The sequence below is a fragment of the Acinetobacter sp. MB5 genome (assembly GCF_003261585.1).
In the GTDB taxonomy this organism is placed as follows: Bacteria; Pseudomonadota; Gammaproteobacteria; order Pseudomonadales; family Moraxellaceae; genus Acinetobacter.
Map to the genome: position 1 here is coordinate 1 of NZ_POVU01000031.1, position 19099 is coordinate 19099.

Annotated in this window: 18 protein-coding genes; 9 read left to right on the forward strand and 9 right to left on the reverse strand. The window is 41.7% G+C overall.

Annotated elements, in window-relative coordinates; translation table 11 throughout:
- A partial coding sequence (locus C1A47_RS17055; protein ID WP_162625981.1) for a cation diffusion facilitator family transporter occupies window positions 1-500 on the reverse strand: 500 nt, incomplete at its 3' end.
- A 57-nt stretch (window positions 501-557) separates the two neighbouring features.
- Between C1A47_RS17055 and C1A47_RS17060 the strand changes: the two genes are divergently transcribed.
- Both C1A47_RS17060 and C1A47_RS17065 read left to right on the forward strand, forming a co-directional pair.
- Window positions 558-824 (forward strand): metal/formaldehyde-sensitive transcriptional repressor, encoded by a 267-nt coding sequence (locus C1A47_RS17060; protein ID WP_111896222.1) that lies wholly within the window; start codon window positions 558-560, stop codon window positions 822-824.
- A gap of 169 nt (window positions 825-993) precedes the next feature.
- Window positions 994-1422, forward strand: a complete 429-nt coding sequence (locus tag C1A47_RS17065) for a DoxX family protein (protein WP_111896223.1) — start codon at window positions 994-996, stop codon at window positions 1420-1422.
- A 96-nt stretch (window positions 1423-1518) separates the two neighbouring features.
- Here C1A47_RS17065 and mnmE read toward each other — a convergent pair whose 3' ends face one another.
- From mnmE to rpmH, 5 genes are all read right to left on the reverse strand, one after another.
- Entirely contained in the window at window positions 1519-2874 is a 1356-nt protein-coding gene (gene mnmE / locus C1A47_RS17070) for a tRNA uridine-5-carboxymethylaminomethyl(34) synthesis GTPase MnmE (protein WP_111896224.1), read from the reverse strand.
- 103 nt (window positions 2875-2977) lie between these two features.
- Entirely contained in the window at window positions 2978-4729 is a 1752-nt protein-coding gene (gene yidC / locus C1A47_RS17075) for a membrane protein insertase YidC (RefSeq protein ID WP_111896225.1), read from the reverse strand.
- A gap of 2 nt (window positions 4730-4731) precedes the next feature.
- A complete protein-coding gene (yidD, locus tag C1A47_RS17080) occupies window positions 4732-5055 on the reverse strand; it encodes a membrane protein insertion efficiency factor YidD (RefSeq protein WP_111896226.1) in 324 nt (107 codons plus the stop codon).
- Between the two features lie 9 nt (window positions 5056-5064).
- Entirely contained in the window at window positions 5065-5454 is a 390-nt protein-coding gene (gene rnpA, locus C1A47_RS17085; RefSeq protein WP_111896227.1) for a ribonuclease P protein component, read from the reverse strand.
- Window positions 5455-5488: 34 nt separating this feature from the next.
- The gene (gene rpmH / locus C1A47_RS17090) at window positions 5489-5623 is read right to left on the reverse strand and encodes a 50S ribosomal protein L34 (RefSeq protein WP_000831329.1); all 135 of its coding nucleotides are present in this window, start codon (window positions 5621-5623) and stop codon (window positions 5489-5491) included.
- A 663-nt stretch (window positions 5624-6286) separates the two neighbouring features.
- Here rpmH and dnaA point away from each other — a divergent pair.
- From dnaA to gyrB, 4 genes are all read left to right on the forward strand, one after another.
- On the forward strand, window positions 6287-7681 hold the full coding sequence (dnaA, locus tag C1A47_RS17095; RefSeq protein ID WP_111896228.1) for a chromosomal replication initiator protein DnaA: 1395 nt from the start codon (window positions 6287-6289) through the stop codon (window positions 7679-7681).
- A 114-nt stretch (window positions 7682-7795) separates the two neighbouring features.
- The gene (dnaN, locus tag C1A47_RS17100; protein ID WP_111896229.1) at window positions 7796-8944 is read left to right on the forward strand and encodes a DNA polymerase III subunit beta; all 1149 of its coding nucleotides are present in this window, start codon (window positions 7796-7798) and stop codon (window positions 8942-8944) included.
- A gap of 8 nt (window positions 8945-8952) precedes the next feature.
- The gene (gene recF, locus C1A47_RS17105; protein WP_111896230.1) at window positions 8953-10071 is read left to right on the forward strand and encodes a DNA replication/repair protein RecF; all 1119 of its coding nucleotides are present in this window, start codon (window positions 8953-8955) and stop codon (window positions 10069-10071) included.
- Between the two features lie 9 nt (window positions 10072-10080).
- The gene (gene gyrB, locus C1A47_RS17110; RefSeq protein WP_111896231.1) at window positions 10081-12549 is read left to right on the forward strand and encodes a DNA topoisomerase (ATP-hydrolyzing) subunit B; all 2469 of its coding nucleotides are present in this window, start codon (window positions 10081-10083) and stop codon (window positions 12547-12549) included.
- 44 nt (window positions 12550-12593) lie between these two features.
- Here the strand turns inward: gyrB and C1A47_RS17115 are convergent, their stop codons facing one another.
- Window positions 12594-13142, reverse strand: coding sequence for a VTT domain-containing protein (locus C1A47_RS17115; RefSeq protein WP_111896232.1), 549 nt, complete (start codon window positions 13140-13142; stop codon window positions 12594-12596).
- 340 nt (window positions 13143-13482) lie between these two features.
- On the opposite strand from C1A47_RS17115, the gene C1A47_RS17120 reads away from it, so the two are divergent.
- The gene (locus C1A47_RS17120; protein WP_111896233.1) at window positions 13483-13887 is read left to right on the forward strand and encodes a hypothetical protein; all 405 of its coding nucleotides are present in this window, start codon (window positions 13483-13485) and stop codon (window positions 13885-13887) included.
- A 19-nt stretch (window positions 13888-13906) separates the two neighbouring features.
- On the opposite strand, the gene C1A47_RS17125 is transcribed toward C1A47_RS17120, so the two are convergent.
- Window positions 13907-15844 (reverse strand): ATP-binding cassette domain-containing protein, encoded by a 1938-nt coding sequence (locus C1A47_RS17125; protein ID WP_111896234.1) that lies wholly within the window; start codon window positions 15842-15844, stop codon window positions 13907-13909.
- Window positions 15845-16030: 186 nt separating this feature from the next.
- On the opposite strand from C1A47_RS17125, the gene erpA reads away from it, so the two are divergent.
- On the forward strand, window positions 16031-16366 hold the full coding sequence (gene erpA, locus C1A47_RS17130) for an iron-sulfur cluster insertion protein ErpA (protein WP_111896235.1): 336 nt from the start codon (window positions 16031-16033) through the stop codon (window positions 16364-16366).
- 66 nt (window positions 16367-16432) lie between these two features.
- Here erpA and C1A47_RS17135 read toward each other — a convergent pair whose 3' ends face one another.
- Window positions 16433-17560 (reverse strand): anhydro-N-acetylmuramic acid kinase, encoded by a 1128-nt coding sequence (locus tag C1A47_RS17135; RefSeq protein ID WP_111896236.1) that lies wholly within the window; start codon window positions 17558-17560, stop codon window positions 16433-16435.
- Between the two features lie 61 nt (window positions 17561-17621).
- On the opposite strand from C1A47_RS17135, the gene tyrS reads away from it, so the two are divergent.
- The gene (gene tyrS / locus C1A47_RS17140) at window positions 17622-18854 is read left to right on the forward strand and encodes a tyrosine--tRNA ligase (RefSeq protein ID WP_111896237.1); all 1233 of its coding nucleotides are present in this window, start codon (window positions 17622-17624) and stop codon (window positions 18852-18854) included.
- The last annotated feature ends 245 nt before the right edge of the window (window positions 18855-19099 follow it).

Sequence of the window (19099 nt, forward strand, 5' to 3'; positions counted from 1 at the left end):
TCATGATGATGCTCATGTCCATTATCATCATGATCGTGGTGGTGGTTAGGATCATCATGCAGCAACCAAGCGCAAAGTAAATTCACCAATAATCCAATCACCGCAATTAAAATGGCTTCATTGTAATGAATAGGTAGCGGCGTGAATAACCGTTCAATGGATTGAAACGCCATAAATAGCGCTACGACCATCAATAAAATTGCACTGCTATAACCTGAGAGAATTTCGATTTTCCACGTGCCAAAACTAAAGCGTTGATCTTTTGAATAATGACGAGCAGCCCGATAAGCAATATATGCCAAACCCAAAGCCAACATATGAGAACTCATGTGCCAACCATCAGCAAGAAGCGCCATGGAATTAAAAATCCATCCTCCAGCGACTTCAAAAACCATCATGACACCCGTTAAAATCGTGGCCCACAAAATACGTTTCTGAGCCAATGGATTCCCTTCGTCAAACTGATGATCGTGGGATCGTTTTGAATCTATACGTTGCATTCTTGGATTACTCAAATATACTCCCCCATAGTATATTTATTTTTTTTGAGTTCGGATATGAGTCATCTTCATCAAGATAAAAAAATATTGAATCGTGTGAAACGCCTGAAAGGTCAAATTCACAGTGTAGAACAGCACCTCGAAGCAGGTGATAGTAGTTGTATTGATGTATTGCAGCAGGTTGCTGCCATTAAAGGCGCAATTAATGGCTTAATGAACGAACTGATTGAACAGCATTTGCGTCATCATGTTTTGGGAGATGAAACTGTGATTAATGAAGTGGAGATGGATGAATTTTTAAAATTATTAAAACGCTATAGTTAGCATCTAGAACATCTTGTCCTACTAAAAGAATGCATAATTTAAACAACAATTGAAGAATTATTCATAATATGTCCTATTTATAGAACAATATGTCATTTTTTCCTACTTATTAATATTTTTAAAACTCTTAAAATAAGATCATTATTTAAGCAAGTTTTGGAATTCCGCTATGAACACAATTCGCTATTTAGACTTCGGATCAGGCAAATCTCTTATTTTACTGATTGCCCGTATTCTATTAATTGCGCTCTTCTTAATCTTTGGTTTTAGTAAATTGACTGGTTTTGAAGGCACAGTCCAATACATGACCATGTTACATGCACCACTGCCAACACTCTCTGCAATTATTGCTGTGGTAGCTGAAGCCTTGTTTGGTGTGCTGATTGTAATCGGTTTCTATACACGTCCCATCGCGGTGCTTTTAGCTTTATATACATTGGGAACTGCAATCATTGGTCATGCTTATTGGCATACCACAGGTGATATGATGCAAGATTTAAATACTAAAATTCACTTTTTTAAAAATATCAGCATCGTGGGTGGGTTCTTATTGCTTGCAATTACTGGCCCAGGTGCAATTTCATTTGATAAACGCTAATTTAATACAAGGCTTTTCTAAATATCATTTTTATTCCCCTTCAAAGCCTAGGTTTTGAAGGGGTTTTTAATAGGTGATCTCACAACTGAGCAAAAGCTACTTTCCGATACAAAACGAACCGAAAATTTTACCAAGTAAATCATCTGCACTAAATTCACCTGTAATTTCACCCAAGGCATTTTGTGCAAGACGCAGTGATTCAGCGACCAATTCACCTGCATGAAAATCGACTAGCTGTACACGTGCTTCTACCAAATACTGCTGTGTGCGCTTCATTGCGTCTAAATGACGTGTTCGTGCAATAAAGGTATCTTCTTCAGGATGAAAGCCTGCATGTGCTGTAATCGCATCTATGAGCGCCTGAACCCCCATTTCCTGCTTCGCCGACACTGTAATATGACGGAAGCCCTGATATTCACCAATTGCAGGTGTGGTTTGGGTCAAATCACATTTATTGGCAATCAGCATCAGGCGGCGTGGCTCTAAATGTTCGGCAAAATAATGCTGTGCCAGTTGAAGTGGATCTTCACCTTGGCTCAAGTCATAGACCAGCAGCAATAAATCTGCCTGTTCGATTTCTTTGATAGCACGGCGAATACCTTCTTTTTCCACAATGTCGCCTGTTTCCCGTAAACCTGCGGTATCAGTCAAAGTAATTGGCAATCCATTCAGGCTGAGTTTTTCATGCAAAACATCACGGGTTGTCCCTGCAATATCGGTCACAATCGCACGTTCAACCCCAGCCAAAGCATTCAATAAACTGGATTTACCTGCATTAGGTTTACCTGCAATCACCACCTGCAAACCTTCACGAAGCAGCTGACCTTGACGTGCGGACTGTTGCACAGATTGAACTGAGCTTTGTACATCTTCCAGCAACGCTAAAATTTTACCATCGGCCAGAAAATCAATTTCTTCTTCAGGAAAATCAATCGCAGCTTCCACATGCAAACGCAAGTGAATCAATTTTTCCAAAACGGTATTCACTTTATTGGAAAATGCACCTTGTAAGGAGCGTACTGCAGAGCGCGCAGCCGCTTGTGAAGTCGCATCAATCAAATCAGCAATCGCTTCGGCCTGCACCAAATCCAGTTTGCTATTTTCAAAGGCGCGCATGGAAAATTCACCTGCTTTAGCAGCAGTTGCACCAAGTTCAAGTAAACGCGCGAGCAGGGCATTCTGAATCACAGGTCCACCATGTCCCTGTAGCTCCACCACATCCTCACCGGTAAAAGAATTCGGGTTAGGGAAGCACAAGACCAAACCCTCATCCATCACTTCGCCCTGAGCATCATAAAACTGGCGAAAACCTGCCATACGCGCTTTAGGCAAGTTCTTTTGACTAATTGCCTGAGCAATCGCATAGGCTTTAGGACCTGACAGTCGAATGACACCGACACCACCACGACCTGGCGGCGTTGCGATAGCAGCAATGGTGGTTTGGTTTTGCATAGCACACACCTAAATTTATCAATATTCAGTCAAAGAAAAATCCGCCTAAGCGTAACATCTTAGGCGGATTTATTCAGCAGTTGTCTGCTTGGTCTAATTGAGATTAAGCACTCGTTTGAGTTTCACGTTGCTTTTTCACACTCTTACCAATAAACCACTGCTGTAAGATCGTAATACTGTTGTTCACAATCCAGTACAACACCAGACCCGCAGGGAAGAACAACATAAATACCGTAAAGATAATTGGCATTAAGCGGAACACTTTCGCCTGCATTGGATCAGCTGGTTGAGGGTTCAACATTTGCTGTGCAAACATGGTTCCACCCATGATTAATGGCAAGATAAACCATGGATCCATTGCAGATAAATCAGTGATCCACGCTAACCAAGGTGCATGACGCAACTCAACGCTTTCCATCAATACCCAATACAACGCCAAGAAAATTGGCATTTGCATGAATAATGGCAAGCAACCTGAAAGCGGGTTAACCCCTTCGCGTTTGTACAAAGCCATCATTTCTTGAGAGAAACGCATACGGTCTTCGCCAAACTCTTCTTTCATGCGTTGCATTTCAGGTGCAATCACACGCATTTTAGCCATTGAGCGATAGCTTTTTGCAGACAATGGCCACAAAATCATTTTCACAACAACAGTCAACAGAATAATCGACCAACCCCAGTTACCCAAGAACTTATGGAATGTTTCCAAGCCGAGGAACAAGAGTTTAGCAATTGGCCATAACCAACCATAATCTACAGTTTGGTTTAATCCTGTGGCCAAATCTTTCAACTCAGACTGTACTTTAGGACCCGAATAGAATGTCGCATTGACTTCCATTTTAGTTCCAGCAGGTACAGTAATCGCTGGTGAAGTGAATCCAATAATATTCATATCCTGACCAGCTTTACGAGATTGTAAAGTTGCAGTGTATGGTTGACCATTGGCTTGAGTCAGCTTCAATGTTCCTGGAATCCAAGCGCTCACAAAGTAGTGCTGAACCACAGCAACCCAACCACCTTTGGCTTGAACATTCAACTTATCATCATTGAAATTAGCAAATTTCAATTTGTTGTAATGCTCATCAGGGGTACCCCAAGCACCACCAAGATAAGTTCCTAACTGGAAGATACCTTGACTTGATTTACCTGGATCGACTGAGTTATCACGCTTGATCTGACCGAAGAATTGCCCCTGCCAGCTTTGCTGACTGCGGTTCATGACTTGATAACCCACTTCAATTGGGTAATCACCCTGTTTGAAGGTAAAGGTTTTCACAATTTCAACGCCATTAGCAGTTTTATAAACCATTGGCACTGTGAGAACTTTTACGGTTTTGCCATTTTCAGTTACAGTTTTCGCGTCATTTAAGGTATAGCTGTTTTTCTCTACCTCAAAATCAGGACGTCCATTTGCACTGCTGTCTGGTCCATTGACACCAATTAAACCAGATTGTGCGACATAAGTACGTTTGTTATCACTTTCAAGCATGACAAAAGGCTGGTCACTGCCTTTGCTTTCGTCATGTGCAAGCAATTCAAGACGTACAATATCACCACCTTTTGGTGTAATCCAAAGGCGATATAAATCTGTTTGAACAGTAATCAGATGCTGACTAACTGTAGCTGTAGCAGAAGTAGTGTTTGCTGGTGCTACAGCATTTGCCTGTGGCATATCTGTAGATGCTGTATTTTGACTGTTTGGCAAATCTGCAGACACATTACGTGACACAACCGCTACATTTTGTTGCTGTGGTGTGCTGTTTGTGTGTCCATAGTCTTTTTGCCAAGCCAAAATAAGCAAATAAGCGGTTACCAACATGGCACCGATAATCGCAAACCTGGCCCATTGTTGCATAGCTATGACCCCAAGTAGTGAGAGTAATTTTGGTTCAAGAAACGTTCACGAAAGGGTACAGTAACATGAAGCGTTTGAGAATCGATTTGCTGAAAGGAAATAAAACGAATAGCCTTTGCAGGTACAGGATCATATCCTGAACCTCCCCAAGGATGACAGCGACAAACCCGACAGGTTGCAAGCCAAACCCCATGTACAGCGCCATGCGTTTGCAAAGCTTCTAACGCATATTGAGAACAGGTAGGAATATAGCGACAACGTGGTCCGAGTAAAGGACTAATCGCAATCTGATAAAGACGTATAAACCAATGCAGGATTCGAACCATTGGCTATCTCTACTTTTGTGGGGAAATAGACGTATTATTTTGACGCTTATGTGCCAAGCGATTGAGTTTTTGCCAAGCAAATTTTAATTGCTGATGCAATTCAGCATTTGAAATATCTTCGATGCCCATTTTAGGCATAACAACAATATCCAACGAAGCAATAGCTTGTTGGTTCAAGCGAAAACTTTCGCGAGCAATCCGTTTTATTCGATTTCTTTCGTGTGCACGGCGTACTTTCTTTTTCGCAACAACAAGACCTAGACGGCTCGATTGCTGACTTGGCTTAGCCAAAAAAAGAAAGTGGGGTTGATGCACTTTAAAAAGCGCACCATCGAACACACTTTTGTAATCTACAGCACAGCGTATACGTACATCTGTGCTGAAACTATAAAGTGTCATACAACACCCAGATCGATGAAGCGTTAACTTTAAATTATACAGTTAAGCTATGACGACCTTTTGCACGGCGACGAGCTAGAACTTGACGACCAGCTTTAGTAGCCATACGAGCACGGAAACCATGAACGCGTTTACGCTTTAATTCAGATGGTTGGAATGTACGTTTCATACAGAAATTCCCAAAAATTGATCTATCTATAAAGGTTCGCGATTTTATTGTGCATTCGAACAACTGTCAATCAAAAAGCTATTTTTTACGCGATTTCTTACATATTTTTCTAGACGAAGCCATTCGATATCCTGTATTTAGTAAAACTAAATAATATCAAACAAAAGATTTTGAATCTTATCTTTCAAGACAATACAGATTTATCCACTCAATTATCCTCAAAGTTATCAACAACCCTAGATCAAATTTCTTGTTTTTAGTGAATTTGAATTTAAATTCGTAAATTTAAACTTATCCACAATGCTCACTTCGCTTATTAATTAAATTTAAATTTTAAAATTCAAATTTATTATTATTAGTGTTGATTTTTTTTGTTGATAACTTATTTTTTTGTATGTAAATCATAAATTTAAATTGTGGATATTATTGTTTTTATCTTTTTTATAGAATGTGGATAACTTTATGTGTTATTTTATCCACAGCTTGTGTATAAAATTATCCACAATAGATTTGAGCGGGTTTTATCCGCATTGAATTGCCACTTTTTATTCGAATCTGTGGATTTTTTTATGACAGATGTGGATAACTTGGTTAGAATAGCCACCCCCTGCAAATGAAGCGCAGGGTGATTTAATTTTTTGGTCAGTACGTAGGGGAAATCACATGCTTTGGACAGACTGCTTAACTCGCTTGCGACAAGAGCTCTCTGATAATGTCTTTGCGATGTGGATTCGCCCGTTGGTTGCTGAAGAGCACGAACAGACATTACGTTTATATGCACCAAATCCTTATTGGACACGTTATATTCAAGAACATCATCTTGAGTTGATTTCCATATTGGCTGAGCAACTTTCAGAAGGCCGTATTCGTCATGTTGAAATTATGGTGGATTCGCGCCCTGGCGCTATTTTAAAAGCCAGTGAGCAGCCAGCAACAACGACAGCAGCTCTGGAAACACCTGTCCCAAGTCCATCTCGAAAAGAAAAAGAACCTGAAGTCGCTCCTGTTGCTCAACCTGTGTCGAAACTGAGCAAGAAACGCCAGTTGAACCCTTTGTTTACTTTTTCCTTGTTTGTTGAAGGACGTTCTAACCAGATGGCAGCTGAAACCTGTCGTAAGGTGCTTACTCAGCTCGGTGCATCTCAGCACAATCCATTATTTCTTTATGGACCTACGGGGTTGGGTAAAACGCATTTAATGCAGGCCGTGGGGAATGCACTATTACAAGCCAAACCAAATGCACGTGTGATGTACATGACCGCAGAAAGTTTTGTACAAGATTTTGTGAGCTCTCTGCAAAAAGGCAAAGTTGAAGAGTTTAAGAAAAACTGCCGTTCTCTAGATTTGTTACTGGTTGATGATATTCACTTACTGGCTGGTAAAGAAGCAAGTCTGGTGGAGTTCTTTTATACGTTTAATGCGCTGTTAGATGAGTCTAAGCAAATTATTCTAACGTCGGATCGTTATCCAAAAGAATTAACCGAATTAGATCCTCGTCTAGTTTCACGTTTCTCTTGGGGGTTATCGGTTGGGGTTGAACCACCTGATATTGAAACCCGTATTGAAATTTTGTTGAAAAAAGCTGAAAGCACTGGCGTTGATTTACCACGTAACTGTGCACTGTTTATTGCTCAGCAAGTGGTTGCCAACGTTCGTGAGCTTGAAGGGGCACTCAACAAAGTTGTTGCGATCTCACGTTTTAAAGGGTCTGCAATTGATCTGGATGTTGTACGTGAATCGCTGAAAGATGTTTTGGCAATTCGTGCACGTAATATTAGTACTGAAAATATTCAACGTGTGGTCAGTGAATATTTTCGTATTCCACTCAAAGAATTAGTTGGACCAAAGCGTACCCGTATTTATGCACGTCCTCGTCAGTTAGCCATGGGATTGGCCCGTGAATTGACAGGTGATAGCTTTCCTGAAATTGGGATGGTATTTGGTGGACGTGACCATAGTACAGTGATGCATGCCTGCGAAAAAGTGCAAAGCTTACGTGAAGAAGATCCAATTTTTGATGAAGATTATAAGAATTTAACCCGCCTGTTACAGAGTTAAAATCCAAAATTTATTGAAGAGAAAAAGTCGAGTTGCAATGTGTAGGCTTCTGCCGCATAGTACTCGACTCAACCCCCTATTTGTCTAAAAAGATACCTGTTAGAGGAATGCATTGTGCGCCTAAAAATCGCGAAAGAGAGTCTGTTAAATGTACTATCTCATGTTGTTGGGGTCGTAGAACGTCGACATACTTTAAACATTTTATCTAATGTCAAAATTCAAGCTTCTGCACAAGCATTGACCATTACAGGGTCGGATTTAGAAGTTGAATTGGTGGCAAGCATGCCATTTGCCGAAGGTGCATGTTTACAGGCAGGGGAGACGACAGTTCCTGCACGTAAACTTATGGATATCTGCAAATCTTTACCAAGCGCAGCGTTGATTGATTTACAGATTACTGAAGATCAGCGCTGTATCTTGAAGTCAGGTAATAGCCGTTTTGTACTTGGAACCTTACCTGCGGAAGACTATCCGTTATTAACGACTGAAAATACCCAAGGCACACAGGTTCAAGTGACTCAACGCGAACTCAAACGCTTATTTGAAAAAACTGCGTTCGCGATGGCCGTGCAGGATGTACGTTTTTATTTGACGGGCACTTTGCTTGAGATTGATCAGAATCAACTTCGTGCAGTAACCACAGATGGTCACCGTTTGGCACTCTGTGAAACTTCTGCTGCGTCAACTGCATCACAGCCGTTACAAGCGATTGTTCCACGTAAAGCAGTAGGTGAGTTACAGCGTTTATTGACGATTGAAGATCAGCCATTAACGGTTTTGATTGGTCGTGAATTGTTGAATGTCACCATTCAATTGCCAAGCCGCGATAAAGAGCAGGGCAGTGTTACAGTTCGCTTCACGACAAAATTGATTGATGGAAAATTCCCAGACTACCGCCGCGTGATTCCTCGTGGTGGTGACAAACATGTTGTGATTGCGCATGACGTGTTTAAACAGTCTTTGCAACGTGTTGCGATTTTGAGTAATGAAAAATTACGTGGCGTATTCTTAAATTTCTATACCGATACCCTGCAACTGCGTGCCAATAACCCAGAGCAAGATGAAGCGAGTGAAGACTTAGTCATTCAATATGCTGATGAAGCATTGGAAATGTCATTCAACGCACAATATTTACTTGACGTTCTCAGTGTATTGGATGGTGATGATGTCACCATGACCATGACTGAGGCAAACCAATCGGTATTGGTTCAAGATCCTGCTCATGCTGACCAGACTTATGTGGTCATGCCAATGCGTGTGTAACGACGCCTATGCATATTACGCGTTTAAGTATCGAACGTGTGCGTAACATTGAAATGGCTGCAATGCCTTGCTTGCAGCCATTTAATGTTTTTTATGGTCAGAATGGTTCAGGGAAAACTTCAGTTTTAGAAGCCATTCATTTACTGGCAACAGGACGTTCTTTTCGTACTCATCTTCCTAAAAACTATATTCAGCATGAGCAGAACCATGCATTAATTTTTGCCCAAGCTGGCCAAGATAAAATTGGTATTCAAAGATTTACCTCGGGTGAGCAACTGATTAAGGTCAATGGTGATAGCATTGCGACCCAAGGTCAGTTGGCTAAAATACTTCCTTTACAACTGATTGAACCACAAAGTACCGATATTATTGATCATGGTGCAAAGCCAAGACGACAGTTGTTGGACTGGCTGATGTTCCACGTGGAACCTGACTTTTATGCGGCATGGCAAGCCTATACTCGAGCTTTGAAGCAGCGAAATAGTTTATTAAAAACTCAGCGACATCTGACATTGCTCGATCTTGAGCCGTGGAACAGGTTGCTGAGTGAATATGGTGAAATGTTGCACCATCAACGCATAAGTATTGTCCAGCATTGGAATCAGTATTTTCAGCAGGATATTCAGTATTTATTGCCTGATGTTGAGATTCGTCTGGAATATAGCGCAGGCTTTCATGAGAAAGAAGGTTTGCTGCAACAACTGATTTCAGCACACGATAAAGACAAAGAGCGACGCTATACCGAATATGGTCCACATCGGGCAGATTTACGCCTAAAAACAGCGTTAGGGGATGCCGATACAGTCCTGTCGCGTGGGCAAAAAAAATTGCTGATCATTGCGTTAAAGCTGTCACAGATTGCAATGCTACATGCGAGTAATAAGGAAACTGTGGTATTATTAGATGATTTGACGGCAGAGCTTGATAATGCTGCCCAACGACGTTTATTGGAACGTCTAAGCCAACTGGGTAGTCAGGTTTTTTTGACCACTTTGGATCATGAGTTGGTACAGAAACATTTACATGATCTATCTATTTTTTATCAATTATTCAATGTAGAAAACGGCAAGATTCACAGTATTCAAGCTGATCAGCAGCCTGTTGAATCTGTCGTTCACAATGACTAGGGAGAAAACATGAGTTCAGAGTCTCAACCTGCTTCTCAAACAGAACAAACCAATGAAAAGGCTTATGATTCCTCTAGCATTAAGGTTTTACGAGGTTTAGACGCTGTACGTAAACGTCCTGGGATGTACATTGGGGATACCGACGATGGTACAGGTTTGCACCATATGGTCTTTGAGGTTGTCGATAACGCGATTGATGAAGCTTTGGCGGGTCATTGTGACGAAATCGTGGTGACGATTCATGAAGATGAATCCGTTAGTGTGTCAGACAACGGTCGTGGTATTCCAACCGATATTCACCCAGAAGAAGGTGTTTCTGCCGCAGAAGTGATTCTTACCATTCTGCATGCAGGCGGTAAATTTGACGACAATAGCTATAAAGTTTCTGGCGGTTTACATGGTGTGGGTGTTTCGGTTGTCAATGCTTTGTCGAGCAAACTACAACTGACGATTTACCGTGCAGGTCAAGTCCATGAACAAGAATATCAACATGGTGATCCACAATATCCACTTCGAGTGATTGGTACAACAGATAAAACAGGCACCATCGTCCGTTTTTGGCCAAGTGCAGAAACCTTTAGCCAGACGATTTTCAATGTCGATATTTTAGCGCGTCGTCTGCGTGAGCTTTCTTTCTTGAATGCTGGTGTACGCATTGTGTTACGTGACGAACGTATTAACCTTGAACACGTGTATGACTATGAAGGTGGTTTGTCTGAGTTTGTGAAATACATTAACCAAGGCAAAAACCATTTAAATGAAATTTTCCATTTCACCACTCAGGCTGAAAATGGGATTGGTGTTGAAGTTGCATTGCAATGGAATGATTCTTATCAGGAAAATGTTCGCTGTTTCACCAACAATATTCCGCAAAAAGATGGCGGAACGCACTTGGCTGGTTTCCGTGCGGCATTGACCCGTGGCTTAAACAGCTACATGGAAAATGAAAGCCTGTTGAAAAAAGAAAAAGTCGGTGTCACAGGCGACGATGCCCGTGAAGGTTTGACCGCGATTATTTCTGTCAAAGTACCAGATCCAAAATTCTCTTCACAAACCAAAGAAAAATTGGTCTCGAGTGAAGTGAAACCTGCAGTTGAGCAGGCGATGAATAAAGAGTTTTCTGCTTACTTGTTGGAAAACCCGCAAGCCGCAAAATCAATTGCAGGTAAAATTATTGATGCAGCACGTGCGCGTGATGCAGCACGTAAAGCCCGTGAAATGACGCGTCGTAAGAGTGCGCTGGATATCGCAGGTTTACCAGGGAAGCTGGCAGACTGTCAGGAAAAAGATCCAGCGATGTCTGAACTTTATCTGGTCGAGGGTGACTCGGCAGGTGGTTCTGCAAAACAGGGGCGTAACCGTAAGATGCAGGCAATTTTGCCGCTGAAAGGTAAAATCCTGAACGTGGAACGTGCTCGTTTTGACAAAATGATTTCTTCAGCAGAAGTGGGTACGCTGATTACCGCTTTAGGTTGTGGGATCGGACGTGAAGAATATAACCCAGACAAATTGCGTTATCATAAAATTATCATTATGACCGATGCTGATGTCGACGGTTCACACATCCGTACTTTGTTGTTGACGTTCTTCTTCCGTCAAATGCCTGAACTGGTTGAACGTGGACATATTTATATTGCTCAGCCACCTTTATATAAATTGAAAAAAGGTAAGCAAGAACAATATATTAAAGACAATGATGCTTTGGAAACTTATTTGATTTCTAATGCGATTGATGAATTGTCTTTACACGTGAGTGCAGAAGCACCTGCGATTGCGGGTGAAGCTTTAGCAAAAGTGATTCAGGATTACCAAGTTTCGCAAAAGAGCTTGCATCGTTTAACTCAACGTTATCCAGCAAGTTTGCTTGATGGTCTATTGGCGATAGAAGCGTTCAAAACTGAGAAAAATGTTGAGCAAGACTATGTGCAAACATGGGCTGAACATTTGCAGGCTGAAATCACCAAGCTTCAACCAAGCCTTCGCCCAGAAGTTTCATTGGAAAGCTTTGACGTAGAAAATACTGATGGAACAAAAGTAACACATTACTGGCCACGTATTACCGTTTATGTGCATAACTTGCCACATGCTTATTTACTCGATTCTGGCTTGTTAAACTCTGCTGAATATGCGCGTCTGTTAAAGAACTCGAAAAGCTGGTTTAGCTTGCTAGAAGAGGGTGCATACTTGCAAAAAGGCGAGCGTCGTATCGTGGTGAGTAGCTTCCATCAAGTTTGGCAGCATATCTTGCAGGACTCACGTCGCGGCATGATGATTCAGCGTTATAAAGGTCTGGGTGAGATGAATGCTGAGCAGCTTTGGGAAACCACTATGGATCCTGAAAACCGTAATATGCTACAGGTGACGGTTGATGATGCGATTGAAGCAGATCGTATGTTCTCTTGCTTAATGGGAGATGATGTTGAACCGCGTCGTGCCTTTATTGAAGAAAATGCGTTGAATGCAGATATTGATGCTTAATTGAGTTAGGCATCTAAAAAAAAGCACCCTCAAAGGGTGCTTTTTTATTTGAGTAATAACCATAAAAAGGTCGTACCGCCGACATAGCCTAGGCCTAAAAGTAAACCGACCCAAAGCAGGGCACCTAAAAAGTTATACAGAATAAAAGTTGGATACGTCATACCACTAGAACCTGCTGCAAAGGGGGCAAAAGTACGAACGAATGGGACAAAACGTGCCAAAATAATCGTTTTTCCACCATGTCGTTGAAAAAATTGATCTGTTTTATCCAGATGTTCCTGACGTACAGCAAAGAAACGGCAATTTAAAATATAGGTGCTGAAATATAAGCCTGTATAGTAATTGGCAATATAACCCAATGCAGTGGACAGGAAGAGTACAAGAGTCATATAAAGCAAATGTATACTGTCAACTGTCGCGCAGAGTGCACCAATACTTAAGAGTAGGCTGTCTCCTGGTAAAAAAAACATAAAAATACAGCCAGTTTCTAAAAAAATTATAATAAAAATAAATATATATAGCCATAATCCATATTCTTGCAGCAGCATTGGCAAGGCTTGTTCAAAGCTAAATAAAAAGTCAAAAAATTGCATTATAAAGTTGAGTCCAATACATGTTGTGGATGATGTGGAAAACGCAATATAAGTTTCTAATCAAGTCATTGTGGATACATTAACAGATCATTATCCAGTTTTGTTCGAGTTTTTCTGATTATGGATAACTCTCAAGTTATCCACAGTTCTGTGGATTTTCTTGAAGTTATCAACACAGAATAAAATATAAAAATAGCGAAACTTTATTGAAGAATTAGAATGGTAATGATTGATGATCAATTTGAATTTTATACTTTTGATTTGTTTTTTCTATATATTTTGCTGGTCTTTTGTGGAACTGGTAAGGTGTGCCAAATTTTGAGATGCATATATTTAAAGTATGAACTTTGTTGTTAAAAGCGTTTATGTTGCTGGTTTGTTGATGTTGAGTGCAGTCCAGTGGGTACATGCACAGTCTAAAACGACATGGCAAACCATTTCTAAAGATAAAAATATTGAGATACAACTTGATCGCAATTCACTGGTTATACCCCACGGTACGATGACAATTTGGGCAAAAAACATCACCAAAACCCAAATTATATATATGCTGTATGAAGTGCAGTGTAAGCCTCAAAAACGATTTAATATCATCGCGGTCAATGCCAAAGAGCGTAAAAATAATAAAGATATTCCTATTCGCTTAGCTGCAAAGAAAATGGAATTACATTCTGCACCGCGTAACAGTCCTGCTGAGTCAGTGGTCAATGCGGTCTGTGGGGTAGGAAAAAACAAAGCCCAGTGATTACTGGGCTTTTAAGCGTTTAATCTTCAAATGAACCCTCAAGTTCTTCGAGTTCCATCATTAACTCCAGCATTTTTTCTTCCAGTTGCTCAAGTTGCTGCTTCAGATCGGTTTGCTCATTCATCAGTTTGAGTAAATCATCTTTACGATTGGCTTCATAAAGACTTGAATCTGCTAACTGCTGTTCAATTAAGGTTAAACGTGGCTGTAACTTTTCAACTTTCGCTTCCGCATTTTCAATATTTTTACGAATCGGGCGGGTCAGATCGCGGCGGCGAGCGGCTTCTTTGCGCTGTGCTTCTTTGTCTGTTTTGGAAATGACAGGCTTTTCTTCAACCAAAGATTTGACAGGTGCAGCAGGTTGTTGCCCATTTTTCATCATGTCGATACGAGCTTGACGCAACCAGTCTGCATAAGCAGTTAAGTCACCTTCAAACTCTTTACTTCGACCTGCATGTACTAAAATCAGCTCATCGCAGACACTGGCAATCAGTTGGCGTTCATGTGAGACCAGTACCACAGCACCTTCAAAGTCTTGTAAAGCCATGGTTAAAGCATGGCGCATATCTAAATCTAAATGGTTCGTCGGTTCATCTAGAATCAAGACATTTGGGCGTTTCCAGACAATTAAGGCTAAGGCTAAACGAGCACGTTCACCCCCTGAAAAGCTTTCAGAAGGGGTGTCCATACGTTCACCACTAAAGCCAAAACTGCCCAAGAAGGAACGCAAAGTCGCTTCACTGATTTTAGGGTCGGCGATACGTGCCAGTTGTAACATCGGGCTGGCATTACCATCTAAGGCATCCATTTGGTGCTGAGCAAAGTAACCGATATTGAGTAACTCAGATGCCTTACGATGACCACGCATGAGTGGCAAATCACCCACCAGTGATTTAATCAGGGTTGATTTACCTGCACCATTCATCCCCAATAAACCAATACGACTGGTCGGGGTGATCTGCAAATTCACATCGGTCACAATCAGTTTTTCACCATAACCGATATCTGCGTGTTCCAGTTCCAGTAATGGTGAGCTCATTTTGGTCGGTTCACGGAAACTGAAGGTAAATGGCGTATCGACATGTGCTGCGGAAAGCTCCTGCATGCGTTCGAGCTGTTTGATACGGCTTTGTGCTTGTTTGGCTTTTGTAGCTTGCGCCTTAAAGCGGTCAATATATTTTTGCAAATGTGCACGCGTTTCGAGCTGTTTTTCGTAAGCTTGTTGCTGTTGGGCAAGACGTTCGCTACGGGTACGCTCAAAGGTCGAATAGTTACCTGTATATAAAATCAGCTCTTGGTTTTCGATATGTAGAATATGATCGGTAATCGCATCGAGGAAATCACGGTCATGCGAAATGAGTACCAACGTCCCTGCATAGGCTTTAAGCCAGTCTTCTAGCCATAAAATCGCATCCAAGTCCAAGTGGTTGGTCGGTTCATCGAGTAGAAGAAGGTCAGAACGGCTCATCAGGGTACGTGCCAGATTCAAACGCATCCGCCAGCCACCCGAAAAGCTTGCAACACTCAGTTCAGATTGATGTTCAAAAAAGCCTAAACCTGCCATCAATTGTGAAGCTTTAGCAGGTGCCGAGTAACCGTTAATTTCATCAAAACGCCCATATAAATGCGCGAGTTCATCATTATTGAGTTCGTCTGGATGATCCAGTTTGTGCTGAATCTCCCAGTATTCCTCATCGCCTGAAAGCACGAAATCAATGGCTTTCATGTCGAGGGCTTCGATTTCCTGTGCCATATGGGCCACAGTCCAGACATTTGGGCGACTGAGAGAACCGCTGTCTGATTCCATCCCGCCAAGAAGGGCCGAAAATAAGGTCGATTTACCCGCACCATTGACCCCAGTTAAACCGATTTTCCAACCAGGATGAAGCTGCATCGAGGCTTTTTGAAATAACACGCGTCCACCGCGACGTAAGCTAAGTTGGTCAAGCTGAATCATAAAATTTTAACTGGGTAGCAATTTGTGCTTATTCTAATCAGGAATCCTGATAAAACCAAATTGCCATGTTAAAATTGAGTAAATTGCTAGGAATTGAATTTTTCCAACAGCAGCCCCATTTTGAATATGCTATGATTGCGCAAATTGTCTTCAGACAAGACGAAATTGATGTGAGGAATGCCCACGATGAGTACTCAAGCTTTAGTGCTTACAGATAATGCTGCAAATAAAGTCCGCCAACTTCGTGACAGTGAAGGCAACGAAGCGTTGATGTTGCGTGTGTATGTGACTGGCGGTGGCTGTTCTGGTTTTTCTTACGGCTTTAACTTTGCAGAAAGTGCCAATGAAGATGACGCCGCTTTTGAAAATGGCGATGTTAAAATGCTGGTTGACTCTTTAAGCTACCAATATTTGGTCGGCTCAGTAGTTGACTATGTCGAAGGTCTTGAAGGCTCACGCTTTATCGTGCAGAACCCAAATGCAACAACAACCTGTGGTTGTGGTTCATCATTCTCGATTTAATTCGAATATTAAAAAGCCCTGCCGTAATTGATGAGCAGGGCTTTTTTTATGTCTTGAAAATGGCATTTAAACTGCCGTGATGCTACCCAAAATGCGTAAACCTTGGGCACCTGTCACCGCAGGTAAGTTACCACTTAACTGTTTGACAAAACGCATCGCCAACCAGGCAAAGGCAGTCGCTTCGACCCATGTTGGCGATAGCCCTAAAACATCCGTGGTTTGTACTGCCCAGTGATGCTTACGCAAACGCCAGCGCAATTGCTCTAAAATATGCGAGTTATAGGCACCGCCACCACAGACATAGACTTCCCCATTTTCCAGCCCTGAACGGTAAATGGCTTTTTGAATGGCACGAACGGTGAGTTTGGCTAAAGTTGCCTGAATATTTTCAGGGGTATCTTCAAGTTCGTTATACAAAATATCGTTGCGCCAATCGCTGAGTTGTTCATCCAACCATTCTAAGTTGAAGTCTTCGCGCCCTGTACTTTTCGGCGGTTCTTTAGAGAAGAATTCATGGGCATACAGATGATCTAGTAATGAACGGATCGGTGTGCCATATGCTGCCCAATCGCCATTTTCATCATAAGGATGCCCCGTATAACGTTCGCACCATGCATCCATTAAAATGTTGGCTGGGCCAGTATCGAATCCATACACCTTTTCAGGCTGATCCGCAGGCAAAATGCTGACATTGGCAATTCCACCCAAATTTAAAATCACCCGATCAAGCGAAGCATGTTGAAACAAGGCCTGATGAAAGGCAGGCACGAGCGGGGCACCTTGTCCACCTGCTGCCATGTCTCGGCGGCGGAAATCTGAAACCACAGGAATTTGCGTGAGTTCGGTAATAATGTTGGGATCACCGATCTGTAAGGTAAAACCATGTTCAGGACGATGGCGAATGGTTTGTCCATGTGAGCCAATAGCAATAATTTTTTTACGGTCAAGCTGATTTTTTTCAATCAGTTGGTTAATGCCATGTCCAATCATCGTGGCAAGTGCAACATCGGCTTTACCCATCCGATCAATTTCATTGTCATCAGGTAAAGTCAGTGCCATGAGTTGATCTTGTAAGTCAGGATCAAAAGGCACAGTAAGTGTTGCACGAAGTTGTAAAGGGTCAAATGAGGCGGCTACGATGTCGACACCATCCATACTTGTTCCCGTCATCACTCCAATATAGATGTCTGACATGAGCAACAAAGCCTGCAATATGCTGAAAAAGTGTTAGTATATCGCACAAATTGAATAACTGATGTGTTTGGATTTTGTGATGTCAAATTTCTTACCTGCTGAAGAACAGCTTGCCCTGATCCAACGTGGCACGCATGAAATTATCTCTGAAGAAGACCTGTTAAAAAAACTGAAACAGAACCGTCCTCTTAAAATTAAAGCAGGCTTTGACCCAACTGCACCTGATTTACACCTTGGGCATACTGTTTTAATCAACAAATTAAAAACATTCCAAGATTTAGGGCATGAAGTGTATTTCTTGATTGGTGACTATACCGCGATGATCGGTGATCCAACAGGAAAGAGTGCAACTCGTCCACCATTGTCACGTGAACAAGTATTAGAAAATGCCAAAACGTATCAGGAACAGGTGTTTAAAATTCTTGATCCAAACAAAACCAAAGTGGTATTTAACTCAGAATGGTTTGCAACCAAAACTGCGGCTGACTTAATCCAGTTGGCTTCGCAGCAAACCGTTGCACGTATGCTTGAGCGTGATGACTTCACTAAGCGTTATAACAACCAACAACCGATTGCGATTCATGAATTCTTGTATCCATTGGTACAGGGTTATGACTCGGTTGCTTTGCATGCAGATGTTGAGTTGGGTGGCACGGATCAAACCTTTAACTTGTTGATGGGGCGTACCTTGCAAGGTCGTTACGACCAAGAAGCGCAAGTGTGTATCACTGTACCAATTCTAGAAGGTCTGGATGGCGTCAATAAAATGTCGAAATCTCTCGGCAACTATATTGGTGTGTTTGATGCTCCAGGTGCGATGTATCAAAAAGTCCTTTCAATGCCAGATTCTTTGATTGAACGTTATTTTGACTTGCTCAGCTTTAAATCTGTAGACGAAATCAAAACGCTGCTGAAAGAAATTGAAGATGGGCGTAATCCACAAGAAGTGAAGAAAATCCTTGCGCTTGAATTGGTCGAACGTTTCCACGGTGCTGAAGCGGCTGCGAATGCACATAAAGGTGCGGGCAATATCATTACTGAAGGTGAATTACCTGAAGGTACACCAGAAGTGATCATTTCACGTGGCGAGTTTGGCGGTGAACTATTTATTGCCTCTATTGTTCGTGCGGCTGGTTTAACTAAAAATGCAGCGGCAGCGAAAGATGCTGTGGCACGTGGTGCAGTTAAAGTTGACTGGAATATCGTGGATGCAGGCTATTCCGTGAAAGAAAACACGACGATTATTGTTCAGTCAGGTAAAAAAGCGATTGCCCGAGTGACATTTACGGATTAAGTGTCGAAAAGCATAAGCATTTGAAAAGGCAATCTGCAAAAGATTGCCTTTTTTTATGAAAAAATGCGTATAAAAGCAGCAAAAAGCATGAAAAAGCAGAAAAAACGCACAGATGTATTAAAAACTTAGAAAAAGGGGTTGCATGACGTTTTAAATCCTCTATAATGCGTATCCATCGGCGGTGATGCAGATAAAAACTTGTTGATTAACAAGGGCTTAGCTAGATAGGTTAAGTTTTTAAGTTG